A 16,794-nucleotide genomic window follows, 5' to 3' on the forward strand; every position below is an offset into this window, starting at 1 on the left:
CCTATATGTTATAGGTCAAACCTTCTTTACCGCCAGAGTAACGTTTTCAGAGTTAATATTCCATTCTTTTTCATACCCGTCTGTCTCGTCAAAGACGACTTCAAAAGCCAGTACTTCAGATGCTATCTCCTTCTCATGCTTTTTAAAGATATCCTCAATCACTTTATTATTTTTAACGTAAACCTTGATTTTGTCCATCACCTCAAAACCTGCTTCTTTGCGCATCGTCTGTACTTTACTGATGATTTCACGCACATAACCCTCTTCAAGCAGCTCCTGTGTCATATGCACATCGAGAACTACGGTAATTCCATTATTGGAATCGCTGTAATAATCTTCCATCTGTGCCGTCTCAATCAGAAGGTCTTCCTCTGAAAGAATCACTTCATTGCCATCTATATCCAGTTTGAGTTGTCCGGAAGTCTTGAGTTCGTCCATGGCAGTATTGCCATCTATATCTATGAGAACCTGGCGGATTTTCCTGACAAGTTTTCCGTATTTGGGACCCACAGTCTTAAGTTGTGGTTTAAAACTGTAAGTGATAAACTGTGCAATCTCATCGCTAAAGATGACTTCTTTGATGTTAAGTTCGTCCTCGATAATCTTCTTATAAAAATCGCTCAGAGACCAGCAGCTCTTCACATACATCTTAGAAAGAGGCTGACGGTTTTTTGTATTTGCAGCATTTCTGCAGGCACGCCCCATGACAACAATCTCCAGCAAATGCTTCATGTTATCTTCCATCTCAAGATTAATCCATTCCTCATGTACCACAGGGAAAGAGCAAAGATGGATACTCTCCGGTGCATCCTTATCCACATTTCTGACCAGATTCTGATAGATATCCTCTGTTATGAATGGAATCATAGGTGCTGCTGCCTTACACAGCTCCACCAAAGCCGTGTACAAGGTCATATAAGCATTAATCTTATCCTGTTCCATACCCTTTGCCCAGAAACGCTCGCGGCTTCTTCTGACATACCAATTGCTCATATCATCCACAAACGCCTGTAAAGCCCTTGCAGCCTCTGTAATCTTATAATCAGACAAATCTTCATCAACCGCTTTCACTGTGGAGTTTTGACGGGAAAGCAGCCACTGATCCATAACAGAAAGTTTGTCATATTCCAACTTATATTTTGATGCGTCGAAACCATCTATATTCGCATATAATACGAAAAATGCATACGTATTCCACAAAGTACCCATAAACTTTCGGGAGTACTCTGAAACCGCTTTTCCATGGAAACGATTGGGAAGCCACGGTGCACTGTTAATGTAAAAATACCAGCGGATTGCATCTGCTCCATAAGTGTCAAGAGCTTCAAAAGGATCCACCGCATTTCCCTTTGATTTGCTCATCTTCTGTCCGTTTTCATCCTGAACATGTCCCAGAACAATCACGTTTTCATAAGGAGATTTGTTAAACAGCAGTGTTGAAACTGCAAGCAGGGAATAAAACCATCCTCTTGTCTGATCCACTGCCTCTGATATAAACTGTGCCGGAAACTGCTTATGGAACAATTCCTGGTTCTCGAAAGGATAATGGTGCTGTGCAAAGGGCATAGATCCTGAATCAAACCAGCAATCGATAACCTCAGGAGCTCTATGCATCGTTCCGCCACAGTGCGGGCACTTAATCGTTACCTGATCGATATATGGGCGGTGAAGTTCAATATTATCCGGACAATTGTCAGACATGGATTTCAGTTCCTCAACGCTTCCGATCGAATGCTGTTCGCCACAGTCGTCACAAATCCATATGTTTAAAGGCGTTCCCCAATAACGGTTGCGGGAAAGCGCCCAGTCTTGTACGTTTAAAAGCCAGTCGCCAAAACGCTTTTTACCTACATTTTCAGGGATCCAGTTGATTGTGCTGTTATTTTTAATCAGATCATCCTTCACCGCAGTCATCTTGATAAACCATGATTCTCGTGCGTAATAAATCAGCGGAGTATCACAGCGCCAGCAGTGAGGATACTCATGCTCAAATTTGGGCGCGTCGAAAAGCTTGCCTTCGCTCTTTAAATCCTCTAAGATCATCGGGTCCGCTTTCTTGACAAACACTCCCTTGTAAGGTGTCTGTTCCGTCATCTCCCCTTTGTCATCCACAAACTGAACAAAAGGAAGATCATAATCTCTGCCAATACGGTTATCGTCTTCACCAAACGCAGGAGCGATATGGACAATACCGGTACCATCGCTCATAGTGACGTAATGATCACAGGTGATATAATGACCTTTCTTTTTTTGTTTTACAACTTCTGCTCCTGTGCATGCAAACAATGGCTCATATTCTTTATATTCCAGCTCTTTCCCCTTGCAAGTTGAAAGTACCTGATAGGCTTTTTCTCCTCCTTCTGCCAGCGCTCCGAGAACCGTATTGAGAAGTGACTCGGCCAGATAGTACGTATAGCCGTCTGCAGCTTTTACTTTGCAGTAATTCTCATCCGGATTCACACAGAGTGCAACGTTGGACGGAAGAGTCCAAGGTGTGGTCGTCCATGCCAGAAAACAGGCGTCCTCATCCTTAACTTTAAACCTCACAATTGCGGATCGTTCTTTTACAAGTTTGTACCCCTGTGCTACTTCCTGTGCTGAAAGCGGCGTCCCACAACGCGGACAGTATGGTACAATCTTAAAACCTTTATATAGAAGGCCTTTTTTCCAGATCTCTTTTAATGCCCACCACTCCGATTCAATAAAGGTATTATCATATGTGACGTAAGGATGATTCATGTCCGCCCAGTAACCTACGGTATTTGAGAAATCCTCCCACATTCCTTTATACTTCCAGACACTTTCTTTGCACTCTTTGATGAATGGCTCCATACCATAAGCCTCAATCTGGTCTTTTCCATTTAACCCCAGTTTTTTCTCAACTTCAAGTTCTACCGGAAGACCATGTGTGTCCCACCCTGCTTTTCTCGGAACTTCATATCCTTTCATGGTCCGGTATCTGGGAATCATATCTTTTACCACACGAGTAAGTACATGCCCGATATGCGGCTTTCCGTTTGCTGTCGGCGGGCCGTCATAGAACGTATATGTCGGATTCCCTTCTCTCTCCTTCATACTTTTCTCAAATATCTGATTCTTCCTCCAGAATTCTTCTGTTTTCTTTTCCCGCTCAACAAAATTTAAATTTGTATCTACTTTCTGATACATGAATGCCTCCTTATAAAATTAAAGGCACCCGCCCCGTAAAAGGACGAATGCCAAATCATTCGCTGCCACCTGTTACATACTATCATATGCATCCCTCATAACGCCGGGATTGCGTCCGCATCTACTTTAGGCATCCGTAACTGGTTTTCTATTTCAATCCGGCAACTTGGAAGTGATCTTCAGTTATTCCTACTTGTACCGGACTTCCACCAACTCCGGTTCGCTAAAACATTCGTAAACAACTTACTCTCTTCGTCATCGTCTTTCTTTTTATTCATAATAACCATGGATTGCCTGATTGTCAAGTCCCTTATTTCAGGAATGTCTCTTTTCCCTGCGTCTGGCAGTCAGTGATTCCTTCCTTTTTTTGATATCCAACATTTCCGATTCACTGCTGACTTTTATGGTCTTTATAACAAAATATCTGCCTTCATCCGTCTTTTTAATTCGAATCTTTCCCTTCACATATCCATGTGTCGGGCAGATTGCCTCACAATAGTAGTTTTTTGCATTTACTGAAAACCACCGGATCTTTTTTCTGGCAATCTTTTCACAGCGACAGCACTGTGTAGAGGTCACCTCTTTGTCTGCAAGTGCCTCCTCTTTACTGGAAAACTCTCTCGAAATATATCTGGAATATCCATTATACACAGCATGGATCTCCTCTGCTTTCGATTTCGGATTCTGATACACATTAATCGACTCATTGGCATTGATTACTTCCATATCAATTTTCTGAAGGATCTCCGCTGTATAACAGGCATCTGACAGTGCCTGATGAAATTCATATCTTTTATCCAGTTTTAAGTAATCAATCCCATATTCCAGAGAACGCTGGACCTTGGAAACTTCATAGTTTATGGCAAACAATTTCTGGACATCATAGAAATAAAGGGGTCCTTTTAACAGACCAAGTACCTTATGATACTTCATATTTCTCTGTAGTTCTGTCAGGTCCGACTGTCCCCATGTCGCAAAAATCGCCTCAGATCCCGCCCAGTTCAGAAATGATCTCACCGCCTTTGGAAATGATCTCCCATGGCTTAAGTCCTCCTCTGTCACTCTTACTATTTCCTTCGTCATAAAATGCAGCTTTCGGTAGACAACCGGTTTTACCAGACAGTGAAATTTATCTGTTATCTCTCTTTTACTATTAAGTTTTACAGCGCCAATCTCTATAATTTCGAATGGCAGCCCGGGAACCTCACAATTCTTTCCCTTTGCACTCTGGTTCCATTCCAGATCAAATACTATATAGTTCATGCTTAGAATTATATCATGTATATGAATTGACAGCAATTGTTTTATCCGTCATAATGAATTACGGAACAATTCGTAATATAAGGGATGCAAGACGCCACAGGGCCGAAAAAGCAGGAGGGAATTCACCATGACAAGTGAACGAAAAAACAGCTCAAAAAATATCGTCTTAATCGGTTTCATGGGCTCGGGAAAAAGCAGTGTTGCAAAAGAGCTGCACAACCAGAGCAGCAAAAATGTCATTGAATTGGATGATGAAATCGTAAAGCTTAAGAAAATGAGTATTTCTGATATATTTGCTCGATATGGAGAAGCGTGTTTCAGAGAAACCGAAACAAGCGTCTTATCTCTCCTACATACACAAAAAAACATCGTCTTATCATGTGGTGGGGGAACAATACTAAAGAAAGAAAATGTACTTCTTATGAGGCAAATCGGGCGCATTTTTTATCTGACCGCCAGTCCCGAGATAATCCTTGATCGTGTGAGGGAAAACAACAGCCGTCCGATCCTGAATGGAAATATGAATCTGGAATACATACAAGATCTTTTAAAGAGCAGGCAGAAAGCATACCTATCTGCCGCTGATGTCATCATTTCCACAGACAACAAGACAGTACCTGAAATCTGCCGCGAAATTCTTCAGAATATATGACAGACAGTTTTGTGAACTGCCTGTCACTTGAATGAACGAGGCTTAGGCGGCAGGTTATCCTAAAACTGCAGCAAGTCTTTTACCACTTCACTTGCGATGATTAGTCCGGCTGTCGATGGCACGAATGCATTGCTCCCCGGTATATCACGACGCTCGGTACATTTTCTTTTCGTCCCCGGAGGGCAGATGCAGTGTGAACGACAGCTTATGGACTGATCATCAATCGGTTTGATTGGTTTTTCTTTGGAGTACACCACCTTTAACCGATCGATTCCTCTCTTTTTAAGTTCTCTTCTCATCACTTTAGCCAGCGGACAAACACTTGTCTCATAGATGTCTGCAACCATAAATCCCGTGGGATCCATCTTATTTCCCGCACCCATGGAACTAATCACAGGTGTTTTACATCTCTTTGCCTCCTCGATCAACATCAGCTTACCCGTCACGGTGTCAATCGCATCAATGACATAATCATATTCCGAGAAGTCGAATTCACCAGACGTCTCCGGAAGATAAAATGTTTTATGAACATTTACAATAATATCTGGATTAATATCCAGTGCACGCTCCTTTGCCACATCTGCCTTATACTTTCCTATCGTCTTTCTGGTTGCATGAAGCTGCCGATTCAGATTTGTCAGACAGATCTTGTCATCATCAATCAAATCAAGTGTCCCGACTCCACTTCTGACCAGGGCCTCAACTGCATACCCTCCAACGCCGCCGATACCAAAAACAGCTACCCTTGCATCGCGTAGCTTGGAAATCCCATCTTTTCCTATTAATAATTCTGTTCTTGAAAATTGATTTAACATACTATAACCTCTTTTCATGCAAGCATGTACTCCCGCAATCCTACAGACAGTATATCTTTTAGCATACTTTCTGTCAATCGCAGGCATTTCTTGTCCAATATCTCTTTTCAAAATATTTTCCTGATGTTATACTATTGATATAACGAAACAGAAAGGGGCAGTTTATATGCAGACAACTATCACATTAAACAATGGTATTAAGATACCACAGGTTGGACTTGGTGTATTCCGTGCCACAACCGAAGAAGCCGAAAATGCTGCAAAGTGGGCACTCGAGGCAGGATATCGCCACATAGATACCGCAAAAGCCTATGGGAATGAATCTGGAGTCGGAAAGGCCGTGGCAGAAAGCGGCCTGCATCGGAGTGATATCTTCATCACCACGAAGCTTTGGAATGAAGATGTGCGTGCACACAGAACTAAAGAAGCTTTGGAGAACAGCCTGAAAGAACTTCAGACAGAATATATTGATCTGTATCTGATTCACTGGCCGGCAGATGGTTTTCAAGACGCCTGGAAAGAGATGGAGGAGCTGTATCACGATGGAAAGATCAAGGCAATCGGCGTTAGCAATTTCCATCCACACCACCTTCAAGATCTTGCAAAGATCTCCACGGTAAAACCGGCAATCGATCAGCTGGAATCTCATCCCTACATGAACAATCAAAAAGTGATTGACTACTGTAAGGAAAATGGAATCCAACCCGAGGTATGGAGTCCGCTCGGAGGCAAGGGCGCTGCTCCGCTTGCAGATCCAAAAATCAGCGAAATCGCCCAAAAATATCAGAAGACACCAGCTCAGATCATCATACGCTGGCATATTCAACGAGGTGTTGTCGTTCTTCCGAAATCCATTCATCAGGATCGCATCACCTCAAACTTTGATGTCTTCGATTTCACGCTTTCCGATGAAGATATGCAGGCAATTAACGCATTGGACAGAAATCAGCGTGTGGGGTCCGATCCGGATAACTTTGATTTTTAAGATTGCTGTACTCCGGAGTAAGATTCCTAAAATTTTGAGTGTCTCGGTTTCGAGACACTCTTTTTTATTCAATTTCTATTCTTTTTTATTCAATATTCGATGCAGAAATTCTTTCGTACGCTCACACTTAGGACTGCCGAAGATATCCTCCGGTGTGCCTGACTCCGCGATTACCCCTTCATCCATAAATATAACACGATCTGAGACATCTCTGGCAAATTCCATCTCATGTGTGACAACCACCATAGTAAGCCCGGTGCCGGCCAGATTCTTCATCGTCTTAAGTACTTCACCAACCATTTCCGGATCGAGTGCTGATGTAGGCTCATCAAACAACATCACATCCGGATCCATGGCAAGAGCACGTCCGATGGCAACACGCTGCTTTTGACCACCGGAAAGCTGTGATGGTTTTGCATCAATATAACGCTCCATGTCTACCTTTTTCAGGTTTTCTATGGCTTTTTTCTTCGCCTCTTCATGCGATTTTTTTAACACAGTAACTTGGCCCACAATACAGTTTTCCAGAACGTTCATGTTACTAAAAAGGTTAAACTGCTGAAACACCATCCCCATGTGTGCACGGTATGCGGGAAGATCATAATTGGGATCCAAAATACTTTTTCCCCTATACAGGATCTGCCCGCCGCTGGGCTTCTCCAACAGATTGATACAGCGAAGCAAGGTTGATTTTCCCGAGCCTGAGGAACCGATAATCGTGACCACTTCTCCCTTGTCAACAGAAAGATCAATATCCCTTAAAACTTCATTTTTACCAAAATTCTTTTTTAAATGTTCTATCTTTATGATTTCTGACATAGCAATCCCTCTCTATTTTTCCTCCGAAATCGGTACATAATCTGCCGGTCCATCTAATCTTTTCTCCACGTAGCGCAGGATTCTTGTTATCGTAAATGTCAATATAAAGTAGATCACACAGATAATCGTATAGGTCTGGAAAAACATATAATTCGTTCCTGCTGCAGATTTCCCCTGGAAAAACAATTCCGTCACAGATATGATGCTCAGAACAGAAGTATCCTTGATGTTGATGACGAATTCATTTCCGGTTGCCGGCAGGATATTTCTAAGTACCTGCGGTATCACAACCTTGCGCATGGTCTGTCCATGTGTCATGCCAAGTGCCTCTGCTGCCTCGAACTGTCCCGAATCAACCGCAAATATGCCGCCGCGTACAATCTCTGACATATAGGCACCGGTGTTAATCGAAACGATAAACAGGGCAGCTCCCGTGCGGTTCAGATTGAATCCAAATAGCAATGCCGTTCCATAATAAAACATTGCAGCCTGAACAATCATAGGTGTACCACGAAAAATTTCCACATAGGCATTTAAAATCCATCCAAAGATCTTCTGCAAAATCTTTTTGATCTTGTTTTCAGAAATCGGTATGGTGCGATACACTCCTACCAAAATCCCGATGATGCCGCCGATCACAGTGCCGGAAAGTGCCAGAAACATCGTCATCCCCGTGCCTCGAAGGAACATCTTCCCATTCTGTCTTAAGATTCGGACAAATGAATTCTCTTGGCTGTTTTCCTCTTCTGCTGCCGGCTGATTCGCCGTAGCGTCATCCATGATCTTATCTCGCTCGCTCTGAGGAATTCTGGCCAGTATTTCATCTATCTTGGCAAGATCAGGGTCTCCTTTTCTCATACCAATCGCAACTGCGGTATCATCCGGACTGGTTTCAAAACCCTCGCTTTCCTTGAACTGAACCATCTTCAGTTTTGGATTGACACTTTGTGCTGTAACCCCTTCTGGTCTCTCGCTGACATAGGCATCGATAATACCTGACTGAAGCGCCACTCTCATTGCAGGAAAATTATCCATCGCCTCTTGCTTGTCTACTCCCGGAATCTGGTCAATGACAGTATAATGAAATGTAGAGAGCTGAGCGGTCACTTTCGCATCTTTAAAATCATTGAGACTTTTCGCTTTGGCATATTTCGTGTCCGCCCTGGTTACCATAACCAGATTTGACTCATAATACACATCGGAAAAGTCCATCTGCTCTCTTCTCTCAGCTGTCGGTGACATACCGGCGACGATGGCATCGATCTTGCCGGACTCAAGAGCAGGCGGAAGTCCATCCCACTCTGTTTTTACAATCACAAGCTTGCGTCCCAGTTCATCGGCAATTCTTTTTGCGATTTCTACATCATAGCCTCCGGCATAAGATTTATCCCCTTGAATTGGGACAGCGCCGTGATCGTCAGAATTCTGTGTCCAGTTAAACGGGGCATAGCCTGCCTCCATTCCCACGCGGAATTCCTTTTGATTTTCCCCTTCTGCCTGTGCCTTAATTGCAAGCCCCGGCATCATACTGATCATCAGAATCAGAAGTAATGACAGGACCGAAACTTTCTTCTTCATATTCTTCTCCTTCTCATAGACTTTTCTAAGTCAAACCTGTACCCTGCATGAATAAAAAAAACACTCTTGAAAAACCAGAGCGCTCACTTTTATCACCTTATTGTAAACATAGCGCAACTTAGTTAAACACTAAGACAGTCCACAGGCTGTTAACCTATGTCCCAACCGGATTGTACAAGAGATACCCTCCGATTTCGGCAATATTCCCTAGTTCTGCTTCCTCGTGTCTCTTCACTCCACAGTGTTAATAAATATCGCAACCTCTACCTCAATACTTGAGATGTCCCATATTTTGTTTTAAGATTCTTTTTACTATCCTAGCCCTTTATTCTCATCTTGTCAAGTTTCGTTTTATGGTATAAGCTATATTTACATAGTTTTCAATTTGAAAAGGAGGGTTTTTATGAGATTTTCTGACATGCTCTATCAACGGGTCGACTTTGAAAAATTAAAAAAGGATTTTTACGGGCTTTACGATGCTTTTTCCAATGCCAGATCAGGCGCAGAGCAGTTTGAAGTTCACCAAAAATATTATGAGCTGACGGATCACGCCATGACTGAGATGACAATTGCCGAGATCCGGCATGACATCAATATGTCTGACGAATTCTACGGTGCAGAGCAGGATTATTATGATGCGAACCGTCCCATGTTCCAGAATTTGATTGTCCGTTATCAGAAAATGCTCTATGAATCGGAGTTTCGCCCCTATCTGGAGAAAAAGATCGGTCCGGTGGCATTTAAAAATATTGAACTTGCCACAAAATCAATCGATGAGAAGATTCTTCCCCTGATGCAGGAGGAAAATGCACTGCAGACCAGATATAACAAACTTTTGGCCACAGCTAAGATTGACTGGGAGGGTGACACATTAAATCTCTCCCTGATGACTCCTCATATGCGTGATCCCAATCGCCAGACTCGCATAAAAGCCTGGAACAAATTCTCCAGTTTCTTTACAGACAACCAGGAAGAACTCGACGATATCTATGACAAACTGGTCAAAAACCGCACGACACAGGCAGAGAAACTGGGCTATAAGAACTATCTCACCCTCGGATATTACCGGATGAACCGCAACTGCTATGGTCGCTCGGACATCCAGCAATTCCGCAAGCAGGTAAAACACGATCTTGTTCCGTATGCCGAAAAGCTTCACGAAAAGCGCAGAGCACGCCTCGGTCTCGATACCCTGCGTTATTATGACGAGGATGTCTATTTTAAGAGTGGAAACCCTTCTCCGACCGGAACCCCAGAAGAGATTCTTGCAGCCGGAAGAAAGATGTACAACGAACTATCCCCGGAAACCGGAAAGTTTATGAACTTCATGTGTGACAATGAACTTTTTGACGTAATTGGGCGAAAGACGAAAAAGACCGGCGGGTATATGACCTATCTTCCGGATTATAAATCCCCCTTTGTATTCGCCAACTTTAACGGAAGCAGCGGAGACGCCGATGTGATTACACACGAGTGCGGACATGCATTCCAGGGATGGATTGTTGCGGATGATCCCATCCGAGAACACGCTGACATCACAATGGAAACCGCTGAAACTCACTCCATGTCCATGGAATTCTTCACGGAACCATGGATGAATCTTCTCTTTGGAAATCGCGCAAAAGATTACGTCGACATGCATTTTGAAGACTCCATTCTCTTCATCCCCTACGGAACCATGGTAGATGAATTCCAGGATATCTGCTATGAAAATCCCGCCCTTTCGCCAAAAGACCGAAACGCCGTGTGGAGAGATCTTGAGAAACAGTACAAACCTCATCTGAACTATGCGGGAAATAAATACTACGAGGAAGGCGGTTTCTGGCAGAACAAACACCACATCTATGACAGCCCGCTTTATTATATCGACTACTGTATCGCCGGGACAGATGCACTTCAATATAAAGTGTGGATGGATCAGGATTACAAATCCGCCTGGGAGAGTTACCTGAAACTCTGCCGCCTGTCCGCTTCCGATTTCTTCACAAACTTGATCAAAGATGTCGGACTGATCAACCCCTTTGAAGATGGCTGTATGAGATACGTAGTGAAAAAACTGGATAAATAGTTAAAGTTCAATGAAAGCCGCTCAGTTTTGAGCGGCTTTCAAAAATCATGATTTATTTTATTATGCTGTTATCAGAATGACGGAACCACTGCACCTGCATACTTGTCTTCCATGAACTTCTTCGCTGTATCGCTTGTCAGTGCTTCAACAAGGGCTTTTGTCTTCTCGTTGTCTTTGTCATCTTTACGAACTGCGACAATATTGCTGTATGTGGTCGCCGCTACAGAGGATGCATCTTCTGTAGCAAGGGCATCGGATATCTTTAACCCTGCGTCTATGGCATAGTTCCCATTGATAACTGCAAGGTCAACATCTGCAAGTGATCGTGGGAGCTGCGCTGCATCTACTTCTACAAACTTGATATTTTTATCATTTTTTTCGATATCTTTTGTCGTAGCATTCAAATCAGCACCGTCTTTTAAGGTCAAAAGGCCGTTGTCCTGAAGCAAAAGCAGTGCACGTGCTTCATTCGAAACATCGTTTGGAACCGCAATCTGAGCACCTTCTTTGACATCATCCAGCGACTTTGTCTTTCCGGCATAGATGCCAAATGGTTCATAGTGAATCGATGCTGCGCTTACAAGGTCTGTCTTATGTTCTTCATTAAACTGATCGAGAAATGGCTGATGCTGATGATATGTCGCATCAATGTCCCCAGAATCCAGAGCCATATCAGGCTGTACATAATCCGTGTACTCCTTAATAACAAGATTATAACCTTTTTCTTTCAGTGTATCCTTAACCGCTTCCAATATCTCTGCATGAGGGGATGGTGTCGCACCGACTACCAAGTCCTCAAGCTCTTCTGAAGATGTCTTTTCTGCACTTGATGCTGCATCTGTTTCCTTTGAAGATGACTTGGCTGAACTGGAATCTGCATCACTCTTAGTCCCACATGCACCTAATGTGCTAAGAGCTAAAACTGCTGCTGTCAATAAATAAAGTGGTTTTCTCATAATATTGTTCCTCCTGACTTATCTTTTATATATAAACGCCTTTTGGCGATTATCTCTAATTGATTCGTTTGTCGCTTCTGTTTGCGAGTTTCATGCCCGCCTCCTGAATCACTTGTACGATGATGACAAGAATTGCAACTGTGACGAGCATAATATCCGTCTCATATCTGTTGTATCCATAACGGATTGCAATATCTCCAAGTCCCCCTCCTCCAACGAAACCTGACATTGCCGAGTAGGAGAGGATTGTTGTAATTGACAATGCCGCTCCCACCAACAGGGACGGTTTCGCCTCCGGCAGAAGAACTTTCATAATGATCTGCATGGTAGATGCCCCCATAGACTTCGCCGCTTCAATCACCCCGCTGTCTACTTCTTTAAAGGAAGATTCCACAACTCTGGCTACATAAGGAACGGAGGCCAGTGTCAGCGGCGGAATCACACCTTTCACTCCGAGTGAGGTTCCTGCAAGCAGTCTTGTAAGCGGAATCATCATGACTAAGAAGATGATAAAGGGTATCGACCGGATCAGATTAATGATGATTCCCAACGGTTTATGGATCCAGGGAACCGGATGAATCCCGTCTTTGTCCATAACCACCAGTATGATTCCCAGCGGAATACCAATTACATAGGCGAGAAGAGAAGCCACCGATACCATCAGCAAAGTCTCCAGCGTCCCAATTTTAAGCATTTCAAACGTTGCTGCATCAAATAACATCGTCTTGTACCTCCTCATGTGGTATTTTTTTCGTCTCAAGGTACTTGAGCACCCGATTTTGATCTGTCTCGTCTTCCGGAAGCTGAATCACCATCTGACCCATGGCAGTTCCCTTGATATCTTTTGTCTCGGCGTGAATGATATTCACGGGAACTTTGCAAGACAAGATCATGTTCGCCAAAACCGGTTCAAAGGATGATCTTCCGTCAAAAGAAATTCGAATCTGCCTACTCTTTCCGAACAGCGGTGCCTTATCCGTTGCATTTCCCAGGATCAGCTGACGGCCAATCTTAGATTTTGGTTCTGAAAAAATCTCTGCAACATTTCCCACCTCGGCGATATGGCTCTGATCTATAATTGCAACGCGATCACAGATTGCTTCGATGACAGCCATCTCATGTGTGATCACTACCACAGTGACACCCATCGTTTTGTTGATATCCTTGAGCAGATTCAAGATTGACTTCGTGGTATTCGGATCCAGTGCACTGGTCGCCTCATCACAGAGAAGAATCTTTGGATTCGTGGCGAGAGCTCTGGCAATCGCCACTCTTTGTTTCTGGCCCCCTGAAAGTTGAGACGGGTAGGCTTTCGCACGATCTTCAAGCCCTACAATCTTTAAGAGATCCTTCGCTCTTTTTTCCGCCTCTTTCTTAGGTGTTTTTGCTATTTCAAGCGGAAAGCAGACATTTTGAAGTACATTTCTCTGTGCCAGCAGATTAAACTGCTGAAAAATCATTCCCATGGACTGTCTGACCTGTCTTAAGTCCTTGTCTTTTAAAGAAGACAGGCTTTTATTTTCAAAATACACCTTTCCGGCTGTCGGAACTTCCAGGTAGTTGATGCAGCGAACTAACGTACTTTTGCCCGCCCCACTCAAACCGATAATTCCGAATATTTCTCCGTGCTCGATGGAAAGATTAATATCATCTAAAGCTCTGATTGGGCCATTAGAAGTATTAAACTCTTTTCCAAGTCCTTCAAGCCGGATAATCGGTTCCGCTGACTCCATAACTTTCTCTTCCTTTCTAATATAAAAAAGCCGCAAGTCCTGCACAGACCTGCGACCTGATAATCCCCATTATATACTAAGGTTACTTAAATCACAATCCATACAGTTTTTTTGAACATGCAAACATACGACACATCATCATGTCGCACATCATAGACATATTCAGCTGCATGGTTTTATACTGGTTCATAATTTAAATCTCCTTCAGCAATCGATCAATAAACTTAAAATCTTGCTTGTTAGGCGTTATTCTACACTGTTCAAAAAGATTTGTCAATACTCGATTTAAAATTTCGTGCTGGCAGCCGCGTGTTTCTAAGGGATTTTCAAGTTTGAGCTTAGACACCGGCAATACCGCATCCTGCGGCACTCTTCCCAGAACCAGCACTTACTGTTAGTATAAAACTGATCCCTGTTGGTTTCAATAGTTTTTATCCCTGTTTTTCAGCTTTTTTGATGATTTTTTATTGCTTTCATATAGATCTTTTCGTGGCAGTTTGGACACTGCAGTCTTCTCTCATCCGCAGCATTGAATGCTGTTAAAGAGTGAAAAAAAGTCGGTTTAAATGGATGATGGCATTTCGGGCAAATATAATGATAGTGCTTCCATATATACACATGTGTCAATAACCCCCATAGAACTATTCCAACAATCCAGAAAATCATATTACCCATAGGCACTTCTCCTAATCATACATATTACATTCTCAATCCCTATTTTCTCTTCTTAATATTGATATCCCCATTTACTGTATCAAAACGAAATGAGGCTTTTCCTTCCTTGTAACTTCCCTTATCTTCCCATTGTTTCACGGGAAAATCGCATTTTAGAGATCCGCTGACTGTATCCTTCTCATAGGTGAAGCCTTCGTTATCCGGAATACGCAACACAACATCCCCGCTGGTCGTATCTGTGCTTACATCTTTCGGACAAAGCCCAGAGTCTATATCCATATCCCCGGAAACAGAATCCAGATCCAGTTTTACAAATTTTCCCTCTAGCGTCACATCTCCACTTGTAGTATTCGTCTCCACTTTTCTCTTTACGATCAAATTTTCCGATGAAAGACTTCCGCTTGTACTGTCCATAGAAAGATCACTTGCCCGACAATTTACCAGTGTAAAATCTCCGGAGACCGAATCCAGTTTGATCTTCTGTGCCGATACACCTTCAATTCTATTATCCGAAGATACCGTATCAACAGAAACAGTACCTAATGAACTGACCGTTTGGACGGGAATTTTGACGGTCAATTGTTTATCCAGCCTTCTGCTTCCCTTCCAAAAGGAAGAAAGTATCCTTTTCCCGGATTTCTGATATTGTATATTCAGTTTTCCGTTCTCATTATAATAGTGAAGTTGTTCTTTCTTCTCAAGCTTTCTGTTTGATACTTCCGAAAGTTGAATGGTATCTCCATCGTAAATCTCCACATTCACGCTGCCGTCTACCCAGTTTACAGATAAATCCTTTACCTTGTTTCCCTGAATTTTGGTTTCTCCGGCCTGGTACTTATCTGCATGTTTGTAATAATCTCCAGATCCAGAGAACAAGATGCTGCCTCCTATGTTTGAAAACCCGCCCCTTAAACCTATAAACATAATGCAGCATAAGGCAATAGCCGTAACTGACCATGCAATAATCCTTATAATCGCCGACTGTTTTCTATCCATCCTTACCTCTGCTTTCCAAGCTCAAATACTGCCTTAATAATTCCCTCAATTGCTGCGCCTATCAGGAACATCACCCAGGTTATGTGCCAGGCCATGGTCATAAAGCTGATTACAAAGTAAATCACCGTGATAATTGACCACATCGCACTGCTTATAGCTTTTCTTGCTCTTTGGTTGGTATCATTCTGATTCTGCCATTCCTTGAACTCCTCTACAATCGAATCATCCAACTTATGGTAACGAGGTTTCGTCATATTGTTGTAGATGAGTATTCCTGTAGCTACGGCTACAATCAGAAACATAAGTATGGGACCCCATTTGTCCTCATACCTCGTATCCGACAACAATATGGGGGGAACTACACTTATAATATACATCATGACCGCCACGGAGGTCAAAATCGCTGATTTCTTTTTACCCTCCTTCATCTCTTCGTCTGAAAGCGGGGAGGATGCACAGTTCTCCATCTGCAGTCCTTCCAGCAATTCATCCATATCGCCCACGCTGGATACTGCAATGTTATAGGCAGCCTCCGGCGTCTTTCCCTCCGCAATCAAATCATGGTACTTATCAAGCAAATTCTGTAAAATCTCTTCTTTCAATTCCACGGAATGTCGGGTCGGTTTCACCTCCCGAAACACATGATCCATATATGCCCTTAATTTATCTTTCATCCTGATCCTCCTCTTCCTCATCGCATTGAATGAGGATATCTATTAAATGTTTGGATTCCTCCCACTCTTTCTTCATTCTTTCGTAGGCCAGCTTACCCTCCCCCGTAATCGTGTAATAACGCCTGCGGGCTCCCGTAGTCTCATCTCCCCAGTAAGAACTGATATAGCCTGACTGTTCCAAGCGCCTGAAGGCCGTATATAAGGTTGCTTCTTTCAGTTCATATTGATTATCCGTCTTAATCTGAATCTCTTTATTGATTCTGTATCCGTAACTATCTTTACGGGCCAGATGGGCCAAAATAATCGTATCGGTATGTCCGCGAATCAGATCCGATGCTATCGACATATGCATACCTCCTTTTCTTAATTACATTAAATCATATGATACCTCGTCTGTCAATGTATATATTAG

14 protein-coding genes and 1 riboswitch are annotated in these 16,794 nt (G+C 43.0%); of the genes, 3 read left to right on the forward strand and 11 right to left on the reverse strand.

Annotated features, from left to right (window positions below; genetic code table 11):
- Positions 1-15: 15 nt before the first annotated feature.
- Both ileS and INP51_RS15675 read right to left on the reverse strand, forming a co-directional pair.
- Entirely contained in the window at positions 16-3,168 is a 3,153-nt protein-coding gene (ileS, locus tag INP51_RS15670) for an isoleucine--tRNA ligase (RefSeq protein WP_193735670.1), read from the reverse strand.
- Between the two features lie 315 nt (positions 3,169-3,483).
- The gene (locus INP51_RS15675) at positions 3,484-4,431 is read right to left on the reverse strand and encodes a 3'-5' exonuclease (protein WP_193735671.1); all 948 of its coding nucleotides are present in this window, start codon (positions 4,429-4,431) and stop codon (positions 3,484-3,486) included.
- Between the two features lie 127 nt (positions 4,432-4,558).
- Here INP51_RS15675 and INP51_RS15680 point away from each other — a divergent pair, with 127 nt between their 5' ends.
- Positions 4,559-5,083 carry a shikimate kinase gene (locus INP51_RS15680; RefSeq protein WP_193735672.1) on the forward strand — a complete coding sequence of 175 codons (525 nt, stop codon included), beginning with the start codon at positions 4,559-4,561 and terminating at the stop codon, positions 5,081-5,083.
- A 59-nt stretch (positions 5,084-5,142) separates the two neighbouring features.
- On the opposite strand, the gene INP51_RS15685 is transcribed toward INP51_RS15680, so the two are convergent.
- The gene (locus tag INP51_RS15685; protein WP_193735673.1) at positions 5,143-5,898 is read right to left on the reverse strand and encodes a tRNA threonylcarbamoyladenosine dehydratase; all 756 of its coding nucleotides are present in this window, start codon (positions 5,896-5,898) and stop codon (positions 5,143-5,145) included.
- 166 nt (positions 5,899-6,064) lie between these two features.
- Between INP51_RS15685 and INP51_RS15690 the strand changes: the two genes are divergently transcribed.
- Complete coding sequence (locus tag INP51_RS15690; RefSeq protein ID WP_193735674.1) at positions 6,065-6,883, forward strand: aldo/keto reductase; 819 nt, start codon at positions 6,065-6,067, stop codon at positions 6,881-6,883.
- Positions 6,884-6,958: 75 nt separating this feature from the next.
- Here the strand turns inward: INP51_RS15690 and INP51_RS15695 are convergent, their stop codons facing one another.
- On the reverse strand, positions 6,959-7,702 hold the full coding sequence (locus INP51_RS15695) for an amino acid ABC transporter ATP-binding protein (protein ID WP_193735675.1): 744 nt from the start codon (positions 7,700-7,702) through the stop codon (positions 6,959-6,961).
- A gap of 12 nt (positions 7,703-7,714) precedes the next feature.
- Positions 7,715-9,280, reverse strand: coding sequence for an ABC transporter permease subunit (locus tag INP51_RS16460; protein ID WP_193735676.1), 1,566 nt, complete (start codon positions 9,278-9,280; stop codon positions 7,715-7,717).
- Between the two features lie 101 nt (positions 9,281-9,381).
- A riboswitch (Lysine riboswitch) is annotated at positions 9,382-9,554 on the reverse strand.
- A 129-nt stretch (positions 9,555-9,683) separates the two neighbouring features.
- On the opposite strand from INP51_RS16460, the gene INP51_RS15705 reads away from it, so the two are divergent.
- Positions 9,684-11,348, forward strand: a complete 1,665-nt coding sequence (locus INP51_RS15705) for a M3 family oligoendopeptidase (RefSeq protein WP_193735677.1) — start codon at positions 9,684-9,686, stop codon at positions 11,346-11,348.
- Between the two features lie 71 nt (positions 11,349-11,419).
- Here INP51_RS15705 and INP51_RS15710 read toward each other — a convergent pair whose 3' ends face one another.
- The 6 genes from INP51_RS15710 to INP51_RS15735 form a co-directional block, all read right to left on the reverse strand.
- Complete coding sequence (locus tag INP51_RS15710; RefSeq protein ID WP_193735678.1) at positions 11,420-12,304, reverse strand: MetQ/NlpA family ABC transporter substrate-binding protein; 885 nt, start codon at positions 12,302-12,304, stop codon at positions 11,420-11,422.
- Between the two features lie 55 nt (positions 12,305-12,359).
- Positions 12,360-13,025 carry a methionine ABC transporter permease gene (locus INP51_RS15715; RefSeq protein ID WP_193735679.1) on the reverse strand — a complete coding sequence of 222 codons (666 nt, stop codon included), beginning with the start codon at positions 13,023-13,025 and terminating at the stop codon, positions 12,360-12,362.
- Complete coding sequence (locus INP51_RS15720; RefSeq protein ID WP_193735680.1) at positions 13,015-14,037, reverse strand: methionine ABC transporter ATP-binding protein; 1,023 nt, start codon at positions 14,035-14,037, stop codon at positions 13,015-13,017. Before INP51_RS15720 ends, INP51_RS15715 begins: the two co-directional genes overlap by 11 nt.
- A gap of 714 nt (positions 14,038-14,751) precedes the next feature.
- The gene (locus INP51_RS15725) at positions 14,752-15,708 is read right to left on the reverse strand and encodes a DUF4097 family beta strand repeat-containing protein (protein ID WP_193735681.1); all 957 of its coding nucleotides are present in this window, start codon (positions 15,706-15,708) and stop codon (positions 14,752-14,754) included.
- Positions 15,709-15,710: 2 nt separating this feature from the next.
- Positions 15,711-16,382: a permease prefix domain 1-containing protein gene (locus INP51_RS15730; protein WP_193735682.1), complete on the reverse strand. Its 672-nt coding sequence runs from the start codon at positions 16,380-16,382 to the stop codon at positions 15,711-15,713.
- Positions 16,372-16,728 (reverse strand): PadR family transcriptional regulator, encoded by a 357-nt coding sequence (locus INP51_RS15735; protein WP_193735683.1) that lies wholly within the window; start codon positions 16,726-16,728, stop codon positions 16,372-16,374. Before INP51_RS15735 ends, INP51_RS15730 begins: the two co-directional genes overlap by 11 nt.
- Positions 16,729-16,794 lie beyond the last annotated feature (66 nt).

It is taken from the genome of Blautia liquoris, assembly GCF_015159595.1.
GTDB lineage: Bacteria > Bacillota > Clostridia > Lachnospirales > Lachnospiraceae > Novisyntrophococcus > Novisyntrophococcus liquoris.

What these genes read in the sequence shown, in the direction of transcription:
- INP51_RS15725 (WP_193735681.1), bottom strand. Translation starts at nt 15,708, where the DNA reads ATGGATAGAAAACAGTCGGCGATTATAAGGATTATTGCATGGTCAGTT.
- INP51_RS15735 (WP_193735683.1), bottom strand. Translation starts at nt 16,728, where the DNA reads ATGTCGATAGCATCGGATCTGATTCGCGGACATACCGATACGATTATT.
- INP51_RS15710 (WP_193735678.1), bottom strand. Translation starts at nt 12,304, where the DNA reads ATGAGAAAACCACTTTATTTATTGACAGCAGCAGTTTTAGCTCTTAGC.
- INP51_RS16460 (WP_193735676.1), bottom strand. Translation starts at nt 9,280, where the DNA reads ATGAAGAAGAAAGTTTCGGTCCTGTCATTACTTCTGATTCTGATGATC.
- INP51_RS15690 (WP_193735674.1), top strand. Translation starts at nt 6,065, where the DNA reads ATGCAGACAACTATCACATTAAACAATGGTATTAAGATACCACAGGTT.
- INP51_RS15720 (WP_193735680.1), bottom strand. Translation starts at nt 14,037, where the DNA reads ATGGAGTCAGCGGAACCGATTATCCGGCTTGAAGGACTTGGAAAAGAG.
- ileS (WP_193735670.1), bottom strand. Translation starts at nt 3,168, where the DNA reads ATGTATCAGAAAGTAGATACAAATTTAAATTTTGTTGAGCGGGAAAAG.
- INP51_RS15715 (WP_193735679.1), bottom strand. Translation starts at nt 13,025, where the DNA reads ATGTTATTTGATGCAGCAACGTTTGAAATGCTTAAAATTGGGACGCTG.
- INP51_RS15680 (WP_193735672.1), top strand. Translation starts at nt 4,559, where the DNA reads ATGACAAGTGAACGAAAAAACAGCTCAAAAAATATCGTCTTAATCGGT.
- INP51_RS15675 (WP_193735671.1), bottom strand. Translation starts at nt 4,431, where the DNA reads ATGAACTATATAGTATTTGATCTGGAATGGAACCAGAGTGCAAAGGGA.
- INP51_RS15695 (WP_193735675.1), bottom strand. Translation starts at nt 7,702, where the DNA reads ATGTCAGAAATCATAAAGATAGAACATTTAAAAAAGAATTTTGGTAAA.
- INP51_RS15685 (WP_193735673.1), bottom strand. Translation starts at nt 5,898, where the DNA reads ATGTTAAATCAATTTTCAAGAACAGAATTATTAATAGGAAAAGATGGG.
- INP51_RS15730 (WP_193735682.1), bottom strand. Translation starts at nt 16,382, where the DNA reads ATGAAAGATAAATTAAGGGCATATATGGATCATGTGTTTCGGGAGGTG.
- INP51_RS15705 (WP_193735677.1), top strand. Translation starts at nt 9,684, where the DNA reads ATGAGATTTTCTGACATGCTCTATCAACGGGTCGACTTTGAAAAATTA.